Source organism: Umezawaea endophytica (assembly GCF_025061645.1).
Lineage (GTDB): Bacteria > Actinomycetota > Actinomycetes > Mycobacteriales > Pseudonocardiaceae > Umezawaea > Umezawaea endophytica.
In genome coordinates this window covers 162,087-179,824 of the sequence record NZ_JANYMP010000019.1, presented here as the reverse complement: position 1 = coordinate 179,824, position 17,738 = coordinate 162,087, and the positions used below count along the sequence as shown (strand labels likewise).

Sequence of the window (17,738 nt, the reverse complement as noted above, 5' to 3'; positions counted from 1 at the left end):
ACCTGGTGGGTTGCACGGTTTACTAGGTGACCCACCGCGACGGTTACACCTGTGTAAAGGACTTGGACATGCGCGTTCTGGTGACCGGAGGAGCAGGCTTCATCGGCTCCAACTACGTCCGGGAGTTGGTCGGCGGTGCCTACCCGGCGTTCGCCGACGCCGAGGTCGTGGTGCTCGACAAGCTGACCTACGCGGGCAACGAGGAGAACCTCGCGCCGGTGGCCGACAGCTCGCGCTACCGGTTCGTCCAGGGCGACATCTGCGACCCGACCGCGGTGTCGGATGTCATGGCGGGCGTCGACGTGGTCGTGCACTTCGCGGCCGAGTCGCATGTGGACCGTTCCATCTCCGGGTCCGCGGACTTCGTGCTCACCAACGTGCTCGGCACCCAGACCCTGTTGCAGGGCGCGCTGGACGCCGGTGTCGGCAAGTTCGTCCACGTGTCCACGGACGAGGTCTACGGGTCGATCGACGAGGGCTCGTGGCCCGAGACCCACCCGCTGGAGCCGAATTCGCCGTACTCGGCGTCGAAGGCCTCCTCGGACCTGCTGGCGCGGGCGTTCCACCGCACGCACGGCCTGCCGGTGACCATCACCCGGTGTTCGAACAACTACGGTCCGTACCAGTTCCCGGAGAAGGTGCTGCCGCTGTTCGTCACGAACCTGATGGACGGCGGGAAGGTGCCGCTCTACGGCGACGGCCTCAACGTCCGCGACTGGCTGCACGTCGCCGACCACTGCCGCGGCATCCAGCTCGTCGCCGAGGCCGGTCGTCCCGGTGAGGTCTACAACATCGGCGGCGGCACCGAGCTGACGAACCGCGAGCTGACTGAGCTGCTGCTGGACGCGATGGGCGCCGACTGGTCCTCCGTCGAGATGGTGACCGACCGCAAGGGCCACGACCGCCGCTACTCGGTCGACATCACCAAGATCAGCACCGAACTGGGCTACGCGCCGCGGGTCGACTTCGCCGAAGGCCTCGCGAGCACCGTGGCCTGGTACCGCGACAACCGGCCGTGGTGGGAGAAGCTCAAGGCTCGGGCGAACGGCTGATGGCACTCGCACTGCTGGTGCCCGGTGGCCGGGGGCAGCTCGGCCACGACCTCGTCACCGCCGCCCCGCGCGACGGGCTCGTCCACGCGCCGTCGTCGGCGGAGCTGGACATCACCGACGCCGAGTGCGTCGCGGACGCCGTCGCGGGCTTCGCCGCGAGCGCCCGCGACGGCGGGTTGCGGCCCGTCGTCGTCAACTCCGCCGCGTACACCGCCGTCGACCGGGCGGAGACCGACGAGGACCGCGCGTTCGCGGTGAACGCGCTCGGCCCGGAGCTGCTCGCGGTCGAGTGCGCGCGGCACGACGTGCCGCTGCTGCACGTGTCCACCGACTACGTGTTCCCCGGTGACGCCACGCGGCCCTACGAGCCGTCCGACGAGACCGGTCCGCGCTCGGCCTACGGGCGCACCAAGCTCGCGGGCGAGGAGAGGGTTCTGGCCTCCTGGCGGCGTTCCTGGGTCGTGCGCACCGCGTGGGCCTACGGCGCTTCGGGCGGCAACTTCGTGAAGACCATGGCGCGCTTGGAGACCGAGCGCGACACGGTGTCCGTTGTGGACGACCAGCGCGGCACGCCGACGTGGACGCTCGACCTCGCCACCGGGCTCGTCGAACTCGCAGACCTCGTCACGTCGCGGCGCGAGCCCGCGGACCGCGTGCTGCACGGCACCGGCGGCGGCGAGACCACCTGGTACGACTTCACCCGCGCCATCTTCGAGGAGCTGGGCGCGGATCCGGGCCGCGTGCGGCCGTGCCCGTCGACCGAGTACCCGCGCCCGGCACCGCGCCCGGCGTACTCGGTGCTGTCCGGGAAGTCGTGGGAACGGGCGGGCCTCACCCCGCTGCGCCCGTGGCGGGAAGCGCTTTCGGCGGCGTTCGCCGCCGGTGTGCTCGGACCTGTCGCGATCTAGCGGACGCACGTCCGGGGCCACGCCGTGAACCGGCCGCGCGGTCCGCACGTATGCCCACCTGTACCGGCTTCAGCAGCGAGCAGGGGAGTGGTCACGTGCGGCATGGTGTGGACTCGGATGTGTTCGGCAAGACCGCGCACAGCCCGTCCTTCTTCGAACTGTCCCGCAAGCTGGGTGACGGCGCCCAGCACATGGTCGACTTCTGCATCCCCTGCAACCCGTACTTCCCGACACCGCAGATGTTCGCCACGCTCGCCAACAACCTCGAAGCGATCCTGAAGTTCTACCCGAGCAGCACCGACGCCATCGCCGGTCAGCTCGCCAAGACGTTGCGGCTGAACCCCGCCACCATCGCGATGTCCAACGGCTCCACCGAGATCATCACGTGGATGGACCACCTGTGGATCAAGGAGAGCGTGGCGATCCCGATCCCCACGTTCGGCCGGTGGACCGATCAGCCCATGGAGACCGGCAAGCGCGTCGACATGTTCCCGCTCCAGGAGAGCGAGGGCTTCGAGCTCAACATCGACGCCTACCTGAAGTTCATCCGCGCCCGCGGGTCGAAGGTCGCGGTGCTGTGCAACCCGAACAACCCCGACGGCGGCTACCTGCCCCGCCGGGAGATCATCCGGTTCATGGACGAACTGGCCGATCTGGACCTGGTGGTCATCGACGAGTCGTTCATCGACTTCGTCGAGGTCGAGCGCAACCCGTCCGTCGTCAGCGAAGCCATGATCAGGCCGAACGTGGTGGTGCTCAAGAGCCTCGGCAAGAACTTCGGCCTGCACGGCGTCCGCTTCGGCTACCTGGTCGCGAACCCGGCGCTGGCCAAGCGGATGGCGGCCACGCTGCCCAAGTGGAACCTCAACTCGCTCGCCGAGGCGTTCGTGTTCATGCTCGGCGAGCACCTCGACGAGTACGGCGAGAGCCTCGTCAAGCTGTCGATGGACCGCTACCGCATGGGCATGGAGCTGTCGCGGCTGCCCGAGTTGCAGGTGTACCCGTCCCAGGCGAACTTCCTGCTGGTGAAGCTCGCCCCGGACGTCGACGGCGTCGAACTGCGCGACTACCTGCTGCACAAGCAGCAGATCTTCATCCGCGAGTGCGGCAACAAGCTCGGCATGAGCGGCCAGTTCGTCCGGCTCGTCGTCCGCCCGGAAGCGGACGTGGACCGGCTGGTCTCCGGCATCCGGAGCTTCGGCAACTCCCGCTGGGAGGTCGAACGGCCGTCGCTGGTGTCCTAGGCGTCCTGCCACCGGACGCACGACGGCCGCTGCGCGGTGATCAGGAACTCCTTGAGCGCCGCGGCCAGCAGCCCCACCTGGACCCCGCTGCCCGCCGGGTAGTCGACGTACTCCGACGCGTAGACCGGCGACCCCTCCTCGCCGACCAGCGTCGAGTAGTCCTGGTCGGGGTCCGCGTAGGTGAGGTACCCGAAACCGCCGCTCACCGCCGCGGCCACGTCGTGGTCCGGGATCTTCACCTCGCCGGGCGCGCCCAGCAGGCCCTCGGCGTCGGGGATGAGCGCGCGCTCCTGGTGCTCGATCACCGCCGCGCCCGCACCGGCCTCCGCCAGCCTGGCGAGCAGGGCGTCCACCTCCTCCGGCGTCGTCACGGTCATCTGCTCACCGGACTCGTCGGCGCCCTGGACGGACCACACCGCGTTGAAGCTCATCTCGTTGGCCTTCTCTTCGTTTCGTCGACGAGGCGGAATGGATGCTCTCAGTGAACGACTCCCGCCGCAAACGGCGGTAGCTTGCGCCGATGGGGTGGTGACTGACCGGAGGACTGGATAACGCTGCGCGCTTGCGAGAACCTTTTCAGATGTCCGACCACGGGCGTGTCCCCGCACCCTCCAGCCGCAGCCAGGACGGCGACCGACGCCGCTTCCTCCGCTGCGTGGCCGCCGTGACCGGGTCCCGGCAGGTCTCGCTGACCACGTTGACCGGTTCGCGCGACGACGCGGACGACCGGGCGCCCAGGCGCTAGGTCCCCCGGCCCGCACCGGCGCGGGCCACCTCTACCGACCCGCCGCCCGGTGGTACGCCACCAGGGTGGCTTCGGCGCACCTGCGCCACGTGTAGCCCGACGCGTGCGTCCGGCGAGCGGCCTGCGCGGCGGTGCTGGGCGGCGTTTCCACGGCTTCGAACAGGGCGTGCGCGAGCGCGTCCGCGTCGCCGACCGGGGTGAGCAGGGCGTGGCCGCCCGCGACCTCGCGCAGCGCGGGCACGTCGGAGCAGACGACCGGCACGTTGCAGGCAAGCGCTTCCAGGACGGGCAGGCCGAAGCCCTCGTCGCGCGACGGCAGGACGAGCGCTGAGGCGCCAGCGACGACGCTGCGCAGGTCGACGTCGGCCAGGTAGCCGGTGCGGATCACCCGTCCGTCCACTCCGGACTGACGTGGACCGGCCAGCACCAGCGGCGGCAGCGAGGTGTCCGACGCGTGGGCCTTCAGGAGCGTCTCCAGGCCCTTGCGGGGCCCGCCCGCGCCGACGAACAGCAGGTACTGCGACGGCAGGCCCAGGCGGGCGCGCAGGGCGTCGTTCGGGGGCCGTGACGCGAACCACGCCGGGTCGACGCCCAGCGGCGTCACCACGATCCGGTCCGACCCGATGCCCAGCCGCTCCTCGACCGTGCGGGCGACCGCCTCGGTCGGGGTGCAGACCACGTCCGCGCGCTGGGCGGACTGGCGGACCAGCTCCGGCAGGCGCGCGTCCGACGGGGGCAGGTCACCGGGCGACGCCAGGAACGCCAGATCGTGGATGGTCACGACACCGCCCGCCCTGATCGTCGGCGGCAGCACGAAGTTGGTGGCGTGCATCACGTCCGTCACGCCCGCCAGCAGCTCGACCGGCGGGAACGGGACGCGCAGCCAGCACTGGCGGAGCAGCCGGGCGGACACGGGCAGGCCGCGGGCCTGGACGCCGTGCGGCAGGACCGTCCGCAACGCGCGCCAGCCGCGCAGGGTGAACGCGACCGCCCGCACGTCGACCTCGTCCGGCATGGACGCCAGTTCCTCGGCCAGCGCGGAGGTGTAGCGGCCGATGCCGGTCCGGTGGCCCAGCAGCGGGGTGCCGTCCAGCAGGACGCGCAGCGCTTCAGCCATGTGCGCCGCCGCGCAGCTTCTTCAACACCCGGCCGGTCGCGCGCTTGGCCAACTCCGTCGGTCCTCCCTGGTCGAGGTACTCGCGGACGAGCTTGACGTCGCGGCGCACCTTCGCGGTCGTGGTCAGCGGAGTGTTGCGGACGAGCGGCGCGTTGCCCGGCAGCCGGTCGGCTGCGGGGCGGGGGTTGCGGCAGAACTCGACCAGCGGGGCGAGCACGGTCTCCCAGGTGAAGCGCTCCCCCACCACGGCGATCCGCTCGCGGCAGCCCGCGGCGAACTCCTCGTCGTAGAGCACCTTCTCCAGCGCGCGGGCCAGTTCGTCCGGGTCCTCGGAGCGGACCACGACGCCGAGCCGCTCGCGCTCCACCAGTTCGGCGAACGAGTCGCCCGCCGTGGTGACGATCGGCAGCCCGGACCAGAGGTAGTCCAGCACCCTGGTGCGGAAGGCGAACGTGGTCTCGACGTGCTCGTAGTGCGTGGTGACGCCGCAGTCCGCGTCCAGCAGCCAGTTCTGCCGGTCGTGGTAGGGCACCCACGTCTCGTTGAAGAACACCGAGGAGCCCACGAGGTCGAGCCGCTTGGCCAGCGAGCGCGTCTGGCCCGCGATGTCCATGTCCGGCACCTCGGGGTTCGGGTGCTTCATGCCCAGGAAGAACAGCTTCAGGTCAGGGTGGTCGTCCCGCAGCCGGTGCACGGCGTGGATCAGGGTCAGCGGGTCGAACCAGCTATAGACGCCACCGGCCCACAGCACGACCTTGTCGGTGCTCGCGATGCCCGGCACGACGTCCTTGATGGCCGGTCCGGTGCGCTGCGGCGGCTTGCCGGGCAGGCCGAACGGGACGACGGACAGCAGCGAGCGGACGGTGGGGTCGTTGTCGTACAGCGTCGGCGTGAGCCTGCCGAGCGCGGCGAGGTGGCCGAGCCAGAAGTGCCGCTGCCGCTCGGACGCGCAGAGGAAGAAGTCGCCGCGCTTCAACTGGTTGTTCAGCACCCGCGTCACGCCGACGATGTCCAGCGCGCGCTGCTCGTCGGTGGCGTCCTTGCCCTGCTCCAGCAGTTCCAGGTGCATCGGGTCGTACACGTCGCAGACGACGACCTTGGTGGACGCGGTGCGCTTCAGCTCCGGCACCATCTCCAGCACGTGGCCCTGGAGCACGACCACGTCCGCCCAGCCGATGTGCGGGGCGAGGTCCCGCGGCTTGGAGCCGGTGACGGTGAACGGGGCGTCCGGCGGCGCGCACAGCGGGTTCACCGTGACGAGCCGGACCTCGTGCTCGCCCGCGAGCACGTCGGCCATGTTCCACGCCCGGATGGCCGGGCCCGCCATCTTCTCGGAGATCGCGTCCCCGGTGATGATCAGGATCCGCCGCGGCCTGCCGAACACCTCGTCCAGCGCGAAGACGTCCACCAGCACGTCGTGCGCCGCGAGGTAGCGCGGCAGCGGGTACGCGGGCTCCATCGCCTTGCGCATCAGCGGGACCAGGTCGCGGTCGCTGCGGACGCGCTTGGCCTGCTCGACCTTCCGCGACTCCTGGAGCGACGGCATCAGCTCCACGAACTGGTCGATCGCGAGGAACCCGGCCAGCGCCTTGCGGTCGACCGGGACCGGTGCCGCGTCGTCTGCGACGTCCGCGGGCCTGCGGGTGATCTCCAGTTGGGTCGCGTCGATCTCGCCGCGCGCGGTCGCCCGGCGCACCACCAGCGCGAGCGCGGCTGGCAGCACCTTGGCCAGCGTGTCGTCGGAGAAGTTCTTGTACAGCGCGGCGAGCGCGTTGCGCTCCAGCAGGTACAGCTCGCGGCTGTGGTCGATGGACGACATCGAGGCGTGGTGCTTGTGGAACGTCAGCGACGCGGGTTCGTAGCGGACCCGCCAGCCGCGCAGGTTCATCCGCCAGCCGAGGTCGACGTCCTCGTAGAACATGAAGAACCGCTCGTCGAACCCGCCGAGCGACCGGTAGACCGAGGCGCGGACGAACAGGGCGGAGCCGGTGCCGAACAGGACGTCGCGCGGCGCGTCGTGGCTGCCGTCGTCCGGCTGGCCCGCGTGCCGCTTGTAGCCCATGCCGAACCAGGTGAGCCCGCCGTCGACGAAGTCGATGTCGGTGCCGTCCCAGTCGAGCACCTTGCTGGCCACGGCGCCGACGGTCGGCTCGGTCTGGAGCACCTTCACGGCCGCGCGCACCCAGTCCGGGTGCGGCTTGGCGTCGTTGTTCAGGAACGCGAGCACCGAGCCGGTCGCCGACTCGACACCGAGGTTGCACCCGCCCGCGAAGCCCAGGTTGGTCGGGGACTCGACCACGGTCGCCGACGGCACGGCGGCCCGGATCCGGTCGGCGCCGCCGTCACCGGAGGCGTTGTCCACCACGACGACCTGGAGCTTGTCCGCCGGGTAGGAGAGGCCCTCCAGGGCCCGCAGGCACGTGATGGTGTCCTCGGCGCCGCGGTAGTTCACCACGACCACGGATACGACGGGCAGCACCATCAGTCTCCTCGCTCCACGACGGCTGTGCGGGGTAAGCCTGCCTCATCGCCCCGAGCGCCGTGCGACGAAGGTGCTACTGGCCCGCCCAGGCGCGCCACACGTCACGGCGGGCGACCGTCGAGCGCCGCCCGACGCCCGCTCGCGCGACCAGCGCGGACGGGGCGCGGAGCAGCACCTCGGCCAGGACGCGCAGCCGCAGCCCGACCCGGAAGTTCGCCGCGTCGGGCACCCCGGAGCGGAACGGGAGCAGCGCGGTGATCACCGCGAACCGGGCGGCCTGCTCCAGCGCGACGGCCGCCGGGGCGCACCTGAGCAGCATCAGCAGCCGGTTGCGCTCGTTCCACCGGTGGAACGGGGCCGAGCCGGGCCGCGTGCTCGCGCCGTGCCGGTGCCGGACGCGGGCGGGGCCGACGGACACCACCCGGTACCCGGCCAGCCGCAGCCGCCACGCCGTGTCGGTGTCCTCGTAGTAGCAGAAGAACCCGGCGGGCACGCCACCCGCGCGGAGCAGGACGTCGGTCCGCAGCAGCGCCGCGCCGCCGCAGAAGCCGAACACCTCCCGGCCCGCGAGCACCACGTCCACGCCGTGGCCGTCCGCCGTCAGCGCGACGCCGACCGACTGCGTGGCGCCGTCCGCGAGCACCATCGAGGAGGTGGCCGCGGCGGCCAGCGGGTCGCCGTCGAGCGCCTCCTCCAGCGACGACAGCCACGCCGGGTCGGGGACGGTGTCGTCGTTCAGCCAGGCCACGTACGGCGTGTCCACCTGGTCCAGCACGGCCGCCAGACCACCGGCGTAGCCGAGGTTGCGGGGCAGCCGCACGACGTCCGGCGCGCTCGGGTGGGCGGCCAGCAGGTCGGCCGTCCCGTCATCCGACGCGTTGTCCACGACGAGTGTCCGGTGTGGACTCCTCTGGGCCGCGAGGGCGTCGAGGCACGCCGTGACGTGCTCCCGCCCGCGCCAGGTCACCACGACCACCGTGCTGGAACTGGACACGGCGTGAGACGGTACGGCACGTGCCCCAGCTCGTTGTGCTGACCGAGCAGTTGCTCGCCCCCGTCCCCGGCGGCACCGGGCGGTACACCCGTGAGCTGGCCGCGGCGCTCGCCGCGACCGCGCCCGCCGGGTGGACCGTCACCGGTGCCGTGAGCCGCCACCGCGACGTCGAGGCGGCCGTGGTCCCCGGCGTGGAGGGCCCGAAGGTGCTGCCGCTGCCGCGTCGGGCCCTGATCGCGGCCTGGGAGCACGGGATCCCGTTCTGGCCCGGCGGCGACGCGGTGCACGCGCCGACGCCGCTGGCGCCCCCCGGCGGCCGGGTGGTGGTGACCGTGCACGACGCGGTGCCGTGGACGCACCCGGAAACCCTCACGCGGCGCGGGGTCGCGTGGCACCGGAAGGTGATCTCCCGCGCCACGGCCAAGGCGGGCGCGATCGTCGTGCCCACCCGTGCGGTCGCCGAGGACCTCGCGCACCACGCGCCCGGAGCCGCTCCGGTGCACGTGATCGGCCACGGCGTCACGGCGTGGCCGGACGAGTCCCCGGTGGAGCTGCCCGAGCGGTACGTGCTCGCGATCGGGACGCTGGAACCCCGCAAGGGCCTGGGAACGCTGGTCGAGGCCACGGCTGGAATGCGCATTCCCCTTGTCTTGATTGGTCCTCGCGGCTGGGGGGAGGTCGACGCGGACGCGCCGCACGTGCGGGTGCTCGGTCGTCTGCCGGACGCGGAACTGGTGTACGCGCTGCGCCGCGCGGCCGTGCTCGTGGTGCCGAGCCTGACCGAGGGCTTCGGCCTGCCGCTGCTGGAGGCGATGGCCGCGGGCGTCCCGGTCGTGCACTCGGACGCGCCCGCGCTGGTGGAGGTGGCCGGTGGGGCGGGACTGGTCACACCGCGTGGCGATGTGGGGGCGCTCACAGCGGCGATCCGGTCCGTTGTGGACGATGAGGCCCGCGCCGCGGGCATGGTAAGCGCTGGTCTGCGGCGCGCCGAGGAGTTCACCTGGGAGAAAGCCGCGCGGGACACGTGGGCGGCGCACCTCCGACTCCGTCTACCGCGCGTCACTTGAGCGACGCGCGGTAGATCGGGTGGTCGACGGCACTAGTCTCAGCCCGTGCCCATCGTCGAACCCAGCGTGTTGATCGACGCCACCGCGGTGCCCTCGGACCGGGGTGGCGTAGGCCGGTACGTCGACTCGCTCGTGGCCGCGCTGGACGCCGACGGCGCTCGGCTCAGCGTCGTCTGCCAGCCGCGCGACGCCGAGCTGTACACCCGGATGGCGCCGTCCTCGCGGGTGCTGGTCGCGGCCGAGTCCGTGGCCACCCGCACCGCGCGCCTCACGTGGGAGCAGACCACGCTCCCGCGGATCGTCGCGCGCCTCGGCGCGGACGTGCTGCACTCCCCGCACTACACGATGCCGCTGGCGAACCGGGCCGCGACGGTCGTGACGCTGCACGACGCCACGTTCTTCACCGACCCGGTGCTGCACTCCTCGGTCAAGGCGCGGTTCTTCCGGGGCTGGACGCGCGCGTCGCTGCGCCGCGCCGCCCTGTGCGTCGTGCCGAGCGAGGCGACGGCGGCCGAACTGGAGCGCGTGGCCGGGGCGGACCGCCGGGCGCTGCACATCGCCCAGCACGGCGTGGACACCGACCGGTTCCACCCGCCCGCGCCGGACGAGAGCGCCGTCGTCCGCCGGACGCTCGGCCTCGGTGACATGCCGTACGTGGCGTTCCTCGGCGCGCTGGAACCCCGCAAGAACGTGCCCGCCCTCATCCGCGGCTTCGCCCAGGCCTGCGTCGGCAGGCCGAACCCGCCCGCGCTGATCCTCGCGGGCCAGCCGGGCTGGGACAGCCAGGTGGAACGCGCGCTCGACGTGGTCCCGCACCGGATCAGGGTGATCCGCGCGGGCTACCTGCCGTTCGGCCAGTTGGCGGGGTTCCTCGGGGGCGCCGAGCTGGTCGCCTACCCCAGCCTCGGCGAGGGCTTCGGCCTGCCGGTGCTGGAGGCGATGGCCTGCGGCGCGGCCGTGCTCACGACCCGGCGGCTCAGCCTGCCGGAAGTCGGCGGCGACGCGGTCGCGTACTGCGGCGTCGGCGCGGGCGACATCGCCGCGGGCATCGCGGGCCTGCTCGACGACCCGGCCCGCCGCGCCGACCTGGCCGCCGACGCCCAGGTCCGGGCGAAGGCGTTCACCTGGTCGACCAGCGCCGCCCGCCACCGCCTGGCCTACTCGCGCGCGCACCACGTGCACCGCAAGGGCCGCTAGCGCCCGCTCGACGACGTCCAGGACCCGGACGAACCCGACCTCAGGGTCGGGCGTTTGGTGTGCGCTGCCGAGAACACCGCACCCACCCAGCCGGTCCACACCTTCGTGCAAGTCATGGCGGAACACCTCGCGCCAGGTACCCCCCAGGGGTATATTCACCGGCATGAACGCCTCCTGGTCCACCGCTGTCTCGGCCACGCTGCACTGCCTCACCGGCTGCGCGATCGGCGAGGTGCTGGGCATGGTCATCGGCACGTCCGCGGGCCTGCCCACGTGGGGCACGGTCGTGCTGTCCGTCGCGCTGGCCTTCCTCTTCGGCTACGCGCTCACGCTCCGCGGCGTCCTCAAGGCCGGGATCGGCCTCGGCGCCGCGGTGAAGCTCGCGCTGGCCGCCGACACCGTGTCGATCGCCGTCATGGAGGTCGTCGACAACGCGGTCATGGTCGTCGTGCCCGGCGCGATGGACGCGGGCCTCGCGAGCGTGCTGTTCTGGGGCGCGCTGGCGTTCTCGCTCGCGGTCGCCTTCGTGCTGACCGTGCCGGTCAACCGGTGGCTGATCTCGCGCGGCAAGGGGCACGCGGTGGTGCACCACGTCCACCACCACTGACGGTGCCACAATGTGGCGCGTGACCGAATCCACGCGCTACGGCGACGCACTGGCGGCGGTGACCGTCACCTACTCACCGGGTGAGACCCTCGACCGCTTCCTGGACACCCTGGCGAAGGCCACGACGCTGCCGGTCCGCGTCGTGCTGGCGGACAACGGGTCGAAGGACGGCGAGCCGGAACGCGCCGCCGCCGAACGCGACGACGTCACCTTCCTGCCGACGGGCGGCAACCTCGGCTACGGCGGCGGCCTCAACCGCGGGGTGGCCTCGCTGCCTGACGACGTCGGCTGGATCGTCCTGGCGAACCCGGACGTCGAGTGGGCCGAGGGGTCGCTCGACAAGCTCCTCGAAGCGGCCAAGCGCTGGCCGCGCGGCGGCGCGTTCGGCCCGCTGATCCGCGAGACGACCGGCGAGGTCTACCCGTCCGCCCGGCTGCTGCCGTCGCTCGGCCGCGGCCTCGGCCACGCCGTGTTCGGCAAGGTCTGGCCCGCGAACCCGTGGACCCGCGAGTACCGGCAGGAGAAGACCGAGATCACCGAGCGGCCCGCGGGCTGGCTGTCCGGGTCGTGCCTGCTGATGCGCCGCGAGGCCTTCGACTCGGTCGACGGCTTCGACGCGCGCTACTTCATGTACTTCGAGGACGTCGACCTCGGCGACCGGATCGGCCGCGCGGGCTGGCTCAACGTGTACGTACCGGACGCCGAAGTGGTCCACATCGGCGGCCACTCGACCGCGAGCGCGTCCTCGCGGATGCTCGCCGCGCACCACAGCAGCGCCTACCGCTACCTGTCCGACCGCCACCGGGGCCCGCAGTGGGCCCCGGTGCTGCTCGCCGTCCGGCTCGGGCTCGGGCTGAGGTTGAAGCTCGTCACGCGTCGCCGCTGAGCCGCTGGGCCAGACCCGGCGGTGGCGGCTGGTCGCCGCTCAGCCGCTGGGTCAGGCTCGGCCGCCCGCTCGGCGCCTGCTGCACCGTCGGCACCGGACCCGGCCCGACCCGCTGCACGGGCTCGGGCTGGGTCGGCTGCTGGTGCTGCTGGTAGTGCTGCTGCTGATGTGGCGCCTGCTGGTGCTGCTGCGGCTGTTGCTGCTGGTACTGCTGCTGTTGGGCCTGCTGCGGCCTGCCGCCCGACGCCATCTGCGCGGAGATGACCATCGTCGACTCCGGGTCCAGCTCACGCGGGTCGACCGCGTTCACCACGGCCCTCGGGATCTGCTGCGTCGCCGACGAGTCCATGGGCGACGTCATGTTGTCCGGCGTGACGACGTGGGCGCCACGTGCTCGTGCACGGGCAAGCAGCGCGTCGGCCCGGTCGCGGGGGTCCATTCGGATCTCTCCTGCGTTGCCTAGGGCCGGCTGGGGGTGCCGGCGTTCCCGATTTCTGACACGCGCCCGCCAGGGACCACTGCCCGTCTATCGGATGCTGTCTGCCACAGTATTCGAATCGGTCGTTGCGTGTTAGTGGAGGAGGAAAAACGGGCATGTCGGAGCTGCACGGCGTGGAAGCGGTTGTTCTGGTCGGTGGCAAGGGAACCCGACTTCGTCCCCTGACCCTGTCCGCCCCGAAGCCGATGCTGCCGACGGCGGGCGTGCCCTTCCTGGAGCACCTGCTGTCGCGGATCAGGGCCGTCGGCATCACCCACGTGGTGCTCGGGACCTCGTACAAGGCCGAAGTCTTCCAGGACTACTTCGGCGACGGGGCGAAGCTCGGCCTGGAGCTGGAGTACGTGGTGGAGGACGTGCCGCTGGACACGGCGGGCGCCATCCGCAACGTCGCCCACAAGCTGCGCGAGCGGGACGTGATGGTGTTCAACGGCGACATCCTGTCCGGCGTCGACCTGCGCGGGATCGTCGAGACGCACCGGACGTCCGAGGCCGACGTCACGCTGCACCTGGTCAAGGTCGACGACCCGCGGCGGTTCGGCTGCGTGCCGACCGACGAGGACGGGCGGGTGACGGCGTTCCTGGAGAAGACCGAGGACCCGCCGACCGACCAGATCAACGCCGGCTGCTACGTCTTCCGGCGCGAGGTCGTGCTGGAGATCCCGGAGGGTCGGCCGGTGTCCGTGGAGCGCGAGACGTTCCCCGGCCTGCTGGAGCGCGGCGCTCGGGTGCAGGGGCACGTCGACGCCACCTACTGGCTCGACCTGGGCACGCCCGCCGCGTTCGTCCAGGGGTCGGCCGACCTGGTGCGCGGCATCGCGCCGTCGTCGGCGCTGCCGTCCGAGCCCGGTGAGGCGATCGTGCTCGGCGGGGCCGACGTCCACGAGGACGCCCGGCTGTCCGGCGGGACGACCATCGGCGCCAACGCCACCGTCGCGGCCGGTGCGGTCGTGACCGGTTCCGTGGTCTTCGACGGCGCAGTGGTCGGCGAGCGCGCCGTGGTGGAACGGTCGGTCCTCGGCGCGGGCGCGCTGGTGCAGGCCGACGCGGTGCTGAGGGACGCGGTGATCGGTGACGGCGCGGTCATCGGCGCCCGCTGCGAACTGGTCGGCGGGGCACGGGTGTGGCCCGCCGTGGTGCTGCCCGAGGCGGGGGTGCGCTTCTCCGCCGATGTCTAGGACCTGGTCGCCCCCGTTCCCGCTGGACCTCGGGTCGGTGCTGGGCCCGCTCCGCCGCGGAGCGGGCGATCCGACGTTCCAGCAGGACGCGGCCGGGGCCGTGTGGCTGACGGCCAACACCCCGCTGGGGCCGGGGACGTTGTGCGTGCGGCGGCCGAGCGAGGTCGTGGAGGGCACGGCGTGGGGTGACGGCGGCCCGTGGCTCCTCGACGGCCTGCCCGCCCTGCTGGGGGCCGAGGACGACGACTCCGGGTTCGAGGGGCATCACCCGTTGATCGCGGAGACCCGTCGGCGGAAGCCGGGGCTGCGGCTGGGGTCCACCGGGCGGGTGTGGGACGTGCTGCTGCCCTCGGTGCTGGAGCAGAAGGTGACCGGGACCGAGGCCCGGCGGTCCTACCGGGAGCTGTGCCGCCGGTTCGGGACGCCCGCTCCGGGACCGGTGCCGGTCGGGATGCGGGTCGCCCCCACGCCTCGGGCCGTGCTGGGGATCCCCGACTGGGAGTGGCACAAGGCCGGGGTGGACAGCGCTCGGCGGCGCGCGCTGATCGCCGCCGCCCAGGTCGCGCACCGGCTGGAGAAGGCCGTGGAGCTGCGCGGGGAGGCCGGGCGGAAGCTGCTCCGGCTGATCCCCGGCATCGGCGTGTGGACGGCGGCCGAGGTGGCGCAGCGGGCGTGGGGGGACGCCGACGCGGTCAGCTTCGGGGACTTCCACATCCCGTCGGTGGTGGGGTGGGCCCTGCTGGGGAAGCCGTTGGACGACGACGGGATGGCCGAGGTGCTGGCCCCGTACGCGCCCCAGCGGCACCGGGCCGTGCGGTACGTGGAGGCCTCCGGGTTCCGGAAGCCCCGCTTCGCCCCCCGGTTCTCGCCGCGCGACTACCGCGCCATGTGACCGGGGCCCCGTCGTGACCGGAGCCCCGTCCTAGCGCAACCTCGCCAGGGCCGCGTCGATCATCGGCGTCAGGTCGTCCACGTTGCCCGGCAGCGAGTCCAGCGGCCACCACTGGAGGTCCACCGACTCCGCGCTCCGCACCGGCCGCGCCCCCACCGGTGCCCGCACCAGGAACCGCACGTCGAAGTGCCTCGTGGGGATCCCCAGCGAGCAGGTGATCGGGTGCACGTCCAGGTGGATCGGCTGCTGCTCGATCCGCAGCCCGCGGATGCCCGACTCCTCGGTCGCCTCGCGCAGCGCGGCCTCCCGCAGGGTCTCGTCGGCGGGCTCGCAGTGCCCGCCCAGTTGCAGCCAGCGCCCGACCCTCGGGTGCAGGGTCAGCAGCGTCCGCTCCCCGGTGGCGTCCAGCACCAGCGCGGAGGCGGTGAGGTGGCCCGGCTCGCACGAGCGGGCGCAGGCGTCCTCCCGCGCTCCCAGGAAGCCGAGGTACGCCTGCTTGAGCGCCTCCTGCTCCCGGTCGGCCGGGGTCCAGGCGGTCAGCGTGGAGACGGCGTCGGCGTGCAGCGTCACAGTTCCAGGAACCCTTCGTCGAGGTCGCGCGGAGCGCGCGGGACCAGTGGTTCCACGGGGTGGCCCACCGCGACGGCGCCCAGGGGCTCCCAGCCGTCCGGCAGGTCGAGGACCCGGCGGACCACGTCGGCGCAGAAGATCGTCGAGGACACCCAGCAGGAGGCCACGCCCTCGGCCGCCAGCGCGACCAGCAGGCCCTGGACGGCCGCGCCGCCCGCGACCGTGAACATGGTCACCTCGGCGCTCGCGCGGCGGGTGTCGGGGTAGTCGTGGGCGCCCTCGCGGACGAGGAACGGCAGCACGACCTCCGTGGCGCCGTGCAGGAGGTCGCCGCGCTTGACCCGGCGGGCGATCCGCTCGTCGTCCCAGCCGTCCGCGCGGAGGTCCGCCTCCCACCGGTCCCGCATGGCGGTCAGCAGCGCGGCCCGCCGCGAGCGGACGTGCACGAAGCGGACCGGCCTCGTGTGGTGCGGTGCGGGCGCGGTCAGCGCCGCCGCGACGGCCCGGCGCAGCAGCGCCGGGTCCACCGGCTCGTCGGTGAACGCCCGCACGGAGCGGCGCACCAGCACGGCCTCGGCGCGGCCCTGGGCGATGGCCTCCTCCGTCCCCAGGCGGAACAGGTCGTCCTCGATCGGGCGGGTCAGGTCGCGGGCCGTGGAGCCGTCGTCCTCAATGGACAGTCCACGGAGGACGGCGACCGGGGTCGCGCCCAGCTTGCCCTTGACGAGGTCCGCGGCGGCGGCGATCTCGTCCGCCACGGCGACCTCGGTCACCACCAGTTCGTTGCCCTGGCCGTCGACCTGGCCGCGGTAGCGGTGCACGACGGCCAGGCCCGCCGAGCCGATGGCCGCGTCGGTCTGGCCGACGCGCCACGCCCGGCCCATCGTGTCGGTGACGACGACGCCGACCGTGACCCCCAAGCGCGCCAACAGGTCCGCGCGCAGCGCGACCGCCGAGGCGTCGGGGTCGACGGGCAGGAGGGCGATCTCGTCGCCCGCGACGTTCGACGCGTCCACGCCGGACGCGGCCTGCACGATGCCGAGCTTGTTCTGCGTGATCAGCGTGCGGGACTTGCGGGCGAGCACGCGAACGGACTCGGCCTCGACCCACCGCCGCCGGACCGCGTCCCGCTCCTCGGGGTCGGTGGGGACGGTGACGAGCCGACCCTCCACCTTGGACACGACCTTGCTGGTGACGACCACCACGTCGCCGTCCCGCAGCCACGGGGCCGCGTCGGCCAGCGCCGCCGCCAGGTCGTCGCCCGGCCGGAACTCGGGCAGGCCGGGGACCGGCAGCAGCTCGATGCCGCCCGGCGCGGAGTGGTCAGCCAAGGTCGACCCCCGCGAGGTCCAGCGCCGCCGCGGCCATGGCGGCCGTGGCGTCCACATCGGACATCAGCAGCGGCACGGCGCGGACCGCGACACCCTCGACGTCGGCGCGGTCGCCGGTGTGCACGAGCCAGCCGTCCAGCACGCCGTCCTCCGAGCACTTGCGGGAGCCGTAGTGGCGGCCGACGGCCTCCGCGGTCGTCTCCACGCCGATCGCCGTCAGGCACGCGTCGGCCATCCCGCGCAGCGGCTTGCCGCCGATGATCGGGGACAGCCCGACCACACCGGCTTCGGTCTTCCGCAGCGCGTCGCGGACACCGGGCACGCCGAGGATCGTCCCGACGCTGACGACGGGGTTGGACGGGGCCAGGACCACCGCGTCCGCCGTCTCGATGGCGTCCAGCACGCCGGGACCCGGCGTCGCCGTGTCGGCGCCCACGGAGGCGAACGACTTCGCGGGCAGTTCGGCGCGGTGGCGGACCCACCACTCCTGGAAGTGGATCGCCTTCCGCTCCCCGTCCTGCTCGACGACGACGTGCGTCTCCACGCGGTCGTCCGACATCGGCAGGAGGGTCACCCCCGGCTGCCAGCGGACGCACAGCGCCTCGACGACCGCGGAGAGGGGGTACCCGGCCCGGAGCATCCGCGTGCGCACGAGGTGCGTCGCCATGTCCCGGTCGCCCAGGCCGAACCACGTGGGTTCCGCGCCGTAGGCGGCCAGCTCCTCCTTGACGGTCCAGGACTCGTCCTGCCGCCCCCAGCCGCGCTCGGCGTCGATGCCGCCGCCGAGCGTGTACATGCACGTGTCGAGGTCGGGCGTGATCCGCAGCCCGTGCATCCACACGTCGTCACCGGTGTTCACCACCGCGACGACCTCGTGCCCCGCCTCGGCCCCCAGGAGGGCCTTCAGGCCGACCAGGAACCGGGCACCGCCAACGCCACCAACCAGAACGACGACCTTCACGGGGCGCGATC

At 72.8% G+C, this 17,738-nt stretch carries 18 protein-coding genes; 10 read left to right on the top strand and 8 right to left on the bottom strand.

The features are described 5' to 3' along the window. Positions 1-68 precede the first annotated feature (68 nt). The 3 genes from rfbB to NZH93_RS33080 all read left to right on the top strand — a co-directional run bounded on the left by rfbB (position 69) and on the right by NZH93_RS33080 (position 3,204). Complete coding sequence (gene rfbB, locus NZH93_RS33090) at positions 69-1,052, top strand: dTDP-glucose 4,6-dehydratase (RefSeq protein WP_259627195.1); 984 nt, start codon at positions 69-71, stop codon at positions 1,050-1,052. Next, positions 1,052-1,960 carry a dTDP-4-dehydrorhamnose reductase gene (gene rfbD / locus NZH93_RS33085; RefSeq protein ID WP_259627194.1) on the top strand — a complete coding sequence of 303 codons (909 nt, stop codon included), beginning with the start codon at positions 1,052-1,054 and terminating at the stop codon, positions 1,958-1,960. Before rfbB ends, rfbD begins: the two co-directional genes overlap by 1 nt. A 95-nt stretch (positions 1,961-2,055) precedes the next feature. Further along, entirely contained in the window at positions 2,056-3,204 is a 1,149-nt protein-coding gene (locus NZH93_RS33080; RefSeq protein ID WP_259627193.1) for a pyridoxal phosphate-dependent aminotransferase, read from the top strand. Here the strand turns inward: NZH93_RS33080 and NZH93_RS33075 are convergent. Continuing rightward, positions 3,201-3,635, bottom strand: coding sequence for an Imm1 family immunity protein (locus NZH93_RS33075; protein WP_259627192.1), 435 nt, complete (start codon positions 3,633-3,635; stop codon positions 3,201-3,203). The genes NZH93_RS33080 and NZH93_RS33075 overlap by 4 nt on opposite strands. A gap of 149 nt (positions 3,636-3,784) precedes the next feature. On the opposite strand from NZH93_RS33075, the gene NZH93_RS33070 reads away from it, so the two are divergent. After that, on the top strand, positions 3,785-3,949 hold the full coding sequence (locus NZH93_RS33070; RefSeq protein ID WP_259627191.1) for a hypothetical protein: 165 nt from the start codon (positions 3,785-3,787) through the stop codon (positions 3,947-3,949). A gap of 31 nt (positions 3,950-3,980) precedes the next feature. On the opposite strand, the gene NZH93_RS33065 is transcribed toward NZH93_RS33070, so the two are convergent. The 3 genes from NZH93_RS33065 to NZH93_RS33055 all read right to left on the bottom strand — a co-directional run bounded on the left by NZH93_RS33065 (position 3,981) and on the right by NZH93_RS33055 (position 8,542). Beyond that, positions 3,981-5,066, bottom strand: coding sequence for a glycosyltransferase family 4 protein (locus tag NZH93_RS33065; RefSeq protein ID WP_259627190.1), 1,086 nt, complete (start codon positions 5,064-5,066; stop codon positions 3,981-3,983). Next, positions 5,059-7,548, bottom strand: a complete 2,490-nt coding sequence (locus tag NZH93_RS33060) for a glycosyltransferase (protein ID WP_259627189.1) — start codon at positions 7,546-7,548, stop codon at positions 5,059-5,061. The genes NZH93_RS33065 and NZH93_RS33060 overlap by 8 nt, the downstream gene beginning before the upstream one ends. 73 nt (positions 7,549-7,621) lie before the next feature. Continuing rightward, the gene (locus NZH93_RS33055; RefSeq protein ID WP_259627188.1) at positions 7,622-8,542 is read right to left on the bottom strand and encodes a glycosyltransferase family 2 protein; all 921 of its coding nucleotides are present in this window, start codon (positions 8,540-8,542) and stop codon (positions 7,622-7,624) included. A 20-nt stretch (positions 8,543-8,562) separates the two neighbouring features. Between NZH93_RS33055 and NZH93_RS33050 the strand changes: the two genes are divergently transcribed. From NZH93_RS33050 to NZH93_RS33035, 4 genes are all read left to right on the top strand, one after another. Next, positions 8,563-9,609 (top strand): glycosyltransferase family 4 protein, encoded by a 1,047-nt coding sequence (locus tag NZH93_RS33050; RefSeq protein ID WP_259627187.1) that lies wholly within the window; start codon positions 8,563-8,565, stop codon positions 9,607-9,609. A 66-nt stretch (positions 9,610-9,675) separates the two neighbouring features. Beyond that, positions 9,676-10,806 (top strand): glycosyltransferase family 4 protein, encoded by a 1,131-nt coding sequence (locus NZH93_RS33045; protein WP_259627224.1) that lies wholly within the window; start codon positions 9,676-9,678, stop codon positions 10,804-10,806. Positions 10,807-10,969: 163 nt separating this feature from the next. Next, the gene (locus tag NZH93_RS33040) at positions 10,970-11,413 is read left to right on the top strand and encodes a DUF4396 domain-containing protein (protein ID WP_259627186.1); all 444 of its coding nucleotides are present in this window, start codon (positions 10,970-10,972) and stop codon (positions 11,411-11,413) included. A 10-nt stretch (positions 11,414-11,423) separates the two neighbouring features. After that, positions 11,424-12,299 carry a glycosyltransferase family 2 protein gene (locus tag NZH93_RS33035; RefSeq protein WP_259627185.1) on the top strand — a complete coding sequence of 292 codons (876 nt, stop codon included), beginning with the start codon at positions 11,424-11,426 and terminating at the stop codon, positions 12,297-12,299. Here the strand turns inward: NZH93_RS33035 and NZH93_RS33030 are convergent. Then, positions 12,283-12,738 (bottom strand): hypothetical protein, encoded by a 456-nt coding sequence (locus NZH93_RS33030; RefSeq protein ID WP_259627184.1) that lies wholly within the window; start codon positions 12,736-12,738, stop codon positions 12,283-12,285. The two genes, NZH93_RS33035 and NZH93_RS33030, sit on opposite strands and share 17 nt — an antisense overlap. Before the next feature lie 155 nt (positions 12,739-12,893). On the opposite strand from NZH93_RS33030, the gene manB reads away from it, so the two are divergent. Both manB and NZH93_RS33020 read left to right on the top strand, forming a co-directional pair. Next, positions 12,894-13,973, top strand: coding sequence for a mannose-1-phosphate guanylyltransferase (gene manB / locus NZH93_RS33025; RefSeq protein WP_259627183.1), 1,080 nt, complete (start codon positions 12,894-12,896; stop codon positions 13,971-13,973). Further along, positions 13,966-14,865, top strand: a complete 900-nt coding sequence (locus NZH93_RS33020; RefSeq protein ID WP_259627182.1) for a DNA-3-methyladenine glycosylase family protein — start codon at positions 13,966-13,968, stop codon at positions 14,863-14,865. The genes manB and NZH93_RS33020 overlap by 8 nt, the downstream gene beginning before the upstream one ends. A 30-nt stretch (positions 14,866-14,895) precedes the next feature. On the opposite strand, the gene NZH93_RS33015 is transcribed toward NZH93_RS33020, so the two are convergent. From NZH93_RS33015 to cofD, 3 genes are read right to left on the bottom strand one after another with little or no spacing between them, the layout of a single operon-like run. Further along, the gene (locus NZH93_RS33015; RefSeq protein WP_259627181.1) at positions 14,896-15,435 is read right to left on the bottom strand and encodes an NUDIX hydrolase; all 540 of its coding nucleotides are present in this window, start codon (positions 15,433-15,435) and stop codon (positions 14,896-14,898) included. After that, positions 15,432-16,766, bottom strand: coding sequence for a coenzyme F420-0:L-glutamate ligase (locus tag NZH93_RS33010; RefSeq protein ID WP_259627180.1), 1,335 nt, complete (start codon positions 16,764-16,766; stop codon positions 15,432-15,434). Before NZH93_RS33010 ends, NZH93_RS33015 begins: the two co-directional genes overlap by 4 nt. Then, positions 16,759-17,727 carry a 2-phospho-L-lactate transferase gene (gene cofD / locus NZH93_RS33005; RefSeq protein WP_259627179.1) on the bottom strand — a complete coding sequence of 323 codons (969 nt, stop codon included), beginning with the start codon at positions 17,725-17,727 and terminating at the stop codon, positions 16,759-16,761. Before cofD ends, NZH93_RS33010 begins: the two co-directional genes overlap by 8 nt. Positions 17,728-17,738: the final 11 nt, after the last annotated feature.

Coding starts and splice junctions, on each gene's coding strand:
- rfbB (WP_259627195.1), top strand. CDS start 69: ATGCGCGTTCTGGTGACCGGAGGAGCAGGCTTCATCGGCTCCAACTAC.
- NZH93_RS33065 (WP_259627190.1), bottom strand. CDS start 5,066: ATGGCTGAAGCGCTGCGCGTCCTGCTGGACGGCACCCCGCTGCTGGGC.
- manB (WP_259627183.1), top strand. CDS start 12,894: ATGTCGGAGCTGCACGGCGTGGAAGCGGTTGTTCTGGTCGGTGGCAAG.
- NZH93_RS33030 (WP_259627184.1), bottom strand. CDS start 12,738: ATGGACCCCCGCGACCGGGCCGACGCGCTGCTTGCCCGTGCACGAGCA.
- NZH93_RS33060 (WP_259627189.1), bottom strand. CDS start 7,548: ATGGTGCTGCCCGTCGTATCCGTGGTCGTGGTGAACTACCGCGGCGCC.
- NZH93_RS33070 (WP_259627191.1), top strand. CDS start 3,785: ATGTCCGACCACGGGCGTGTCCCCGCACCCTCCAGCCGCAGCCAGGAC.
- rfbD (WP_259627194.1), top strand. CDS start 1,052: ATGGCACTCGCACTGCTGGTGCCCGGTGGCCGGGGGCAGCTCGGCCAC.
- NZH93_RS33035 (WP_259627185.1), top strand. CDS start 11,424: ATGTGGCGCGTGACCGAATCCACGCGCTACGGCGACGCACTGGCGGCG.
- NZH93_RS33020 (WP_259627182.1), top strand. CDS start 13,966: ATGTCTAGGACCTGGTCGCCCCCGTTCCCGCTGGACCTCGGGTCGGTG.
- NZH93_RS33075 (WP_259627192.1), bottom strand. CDS start 3,635: ATGAGCTTCAACGCGGTGTGGTCCGTCCAGGGCGCCGACGAGTCCGGT.
- NZH93_RS33040 (WP_259627186.1), top strand. CDS start 10,970: ATGAACGCCTCCTGGTCCACCGCTGTCTCGGCCACGCTGCACTGCCTC.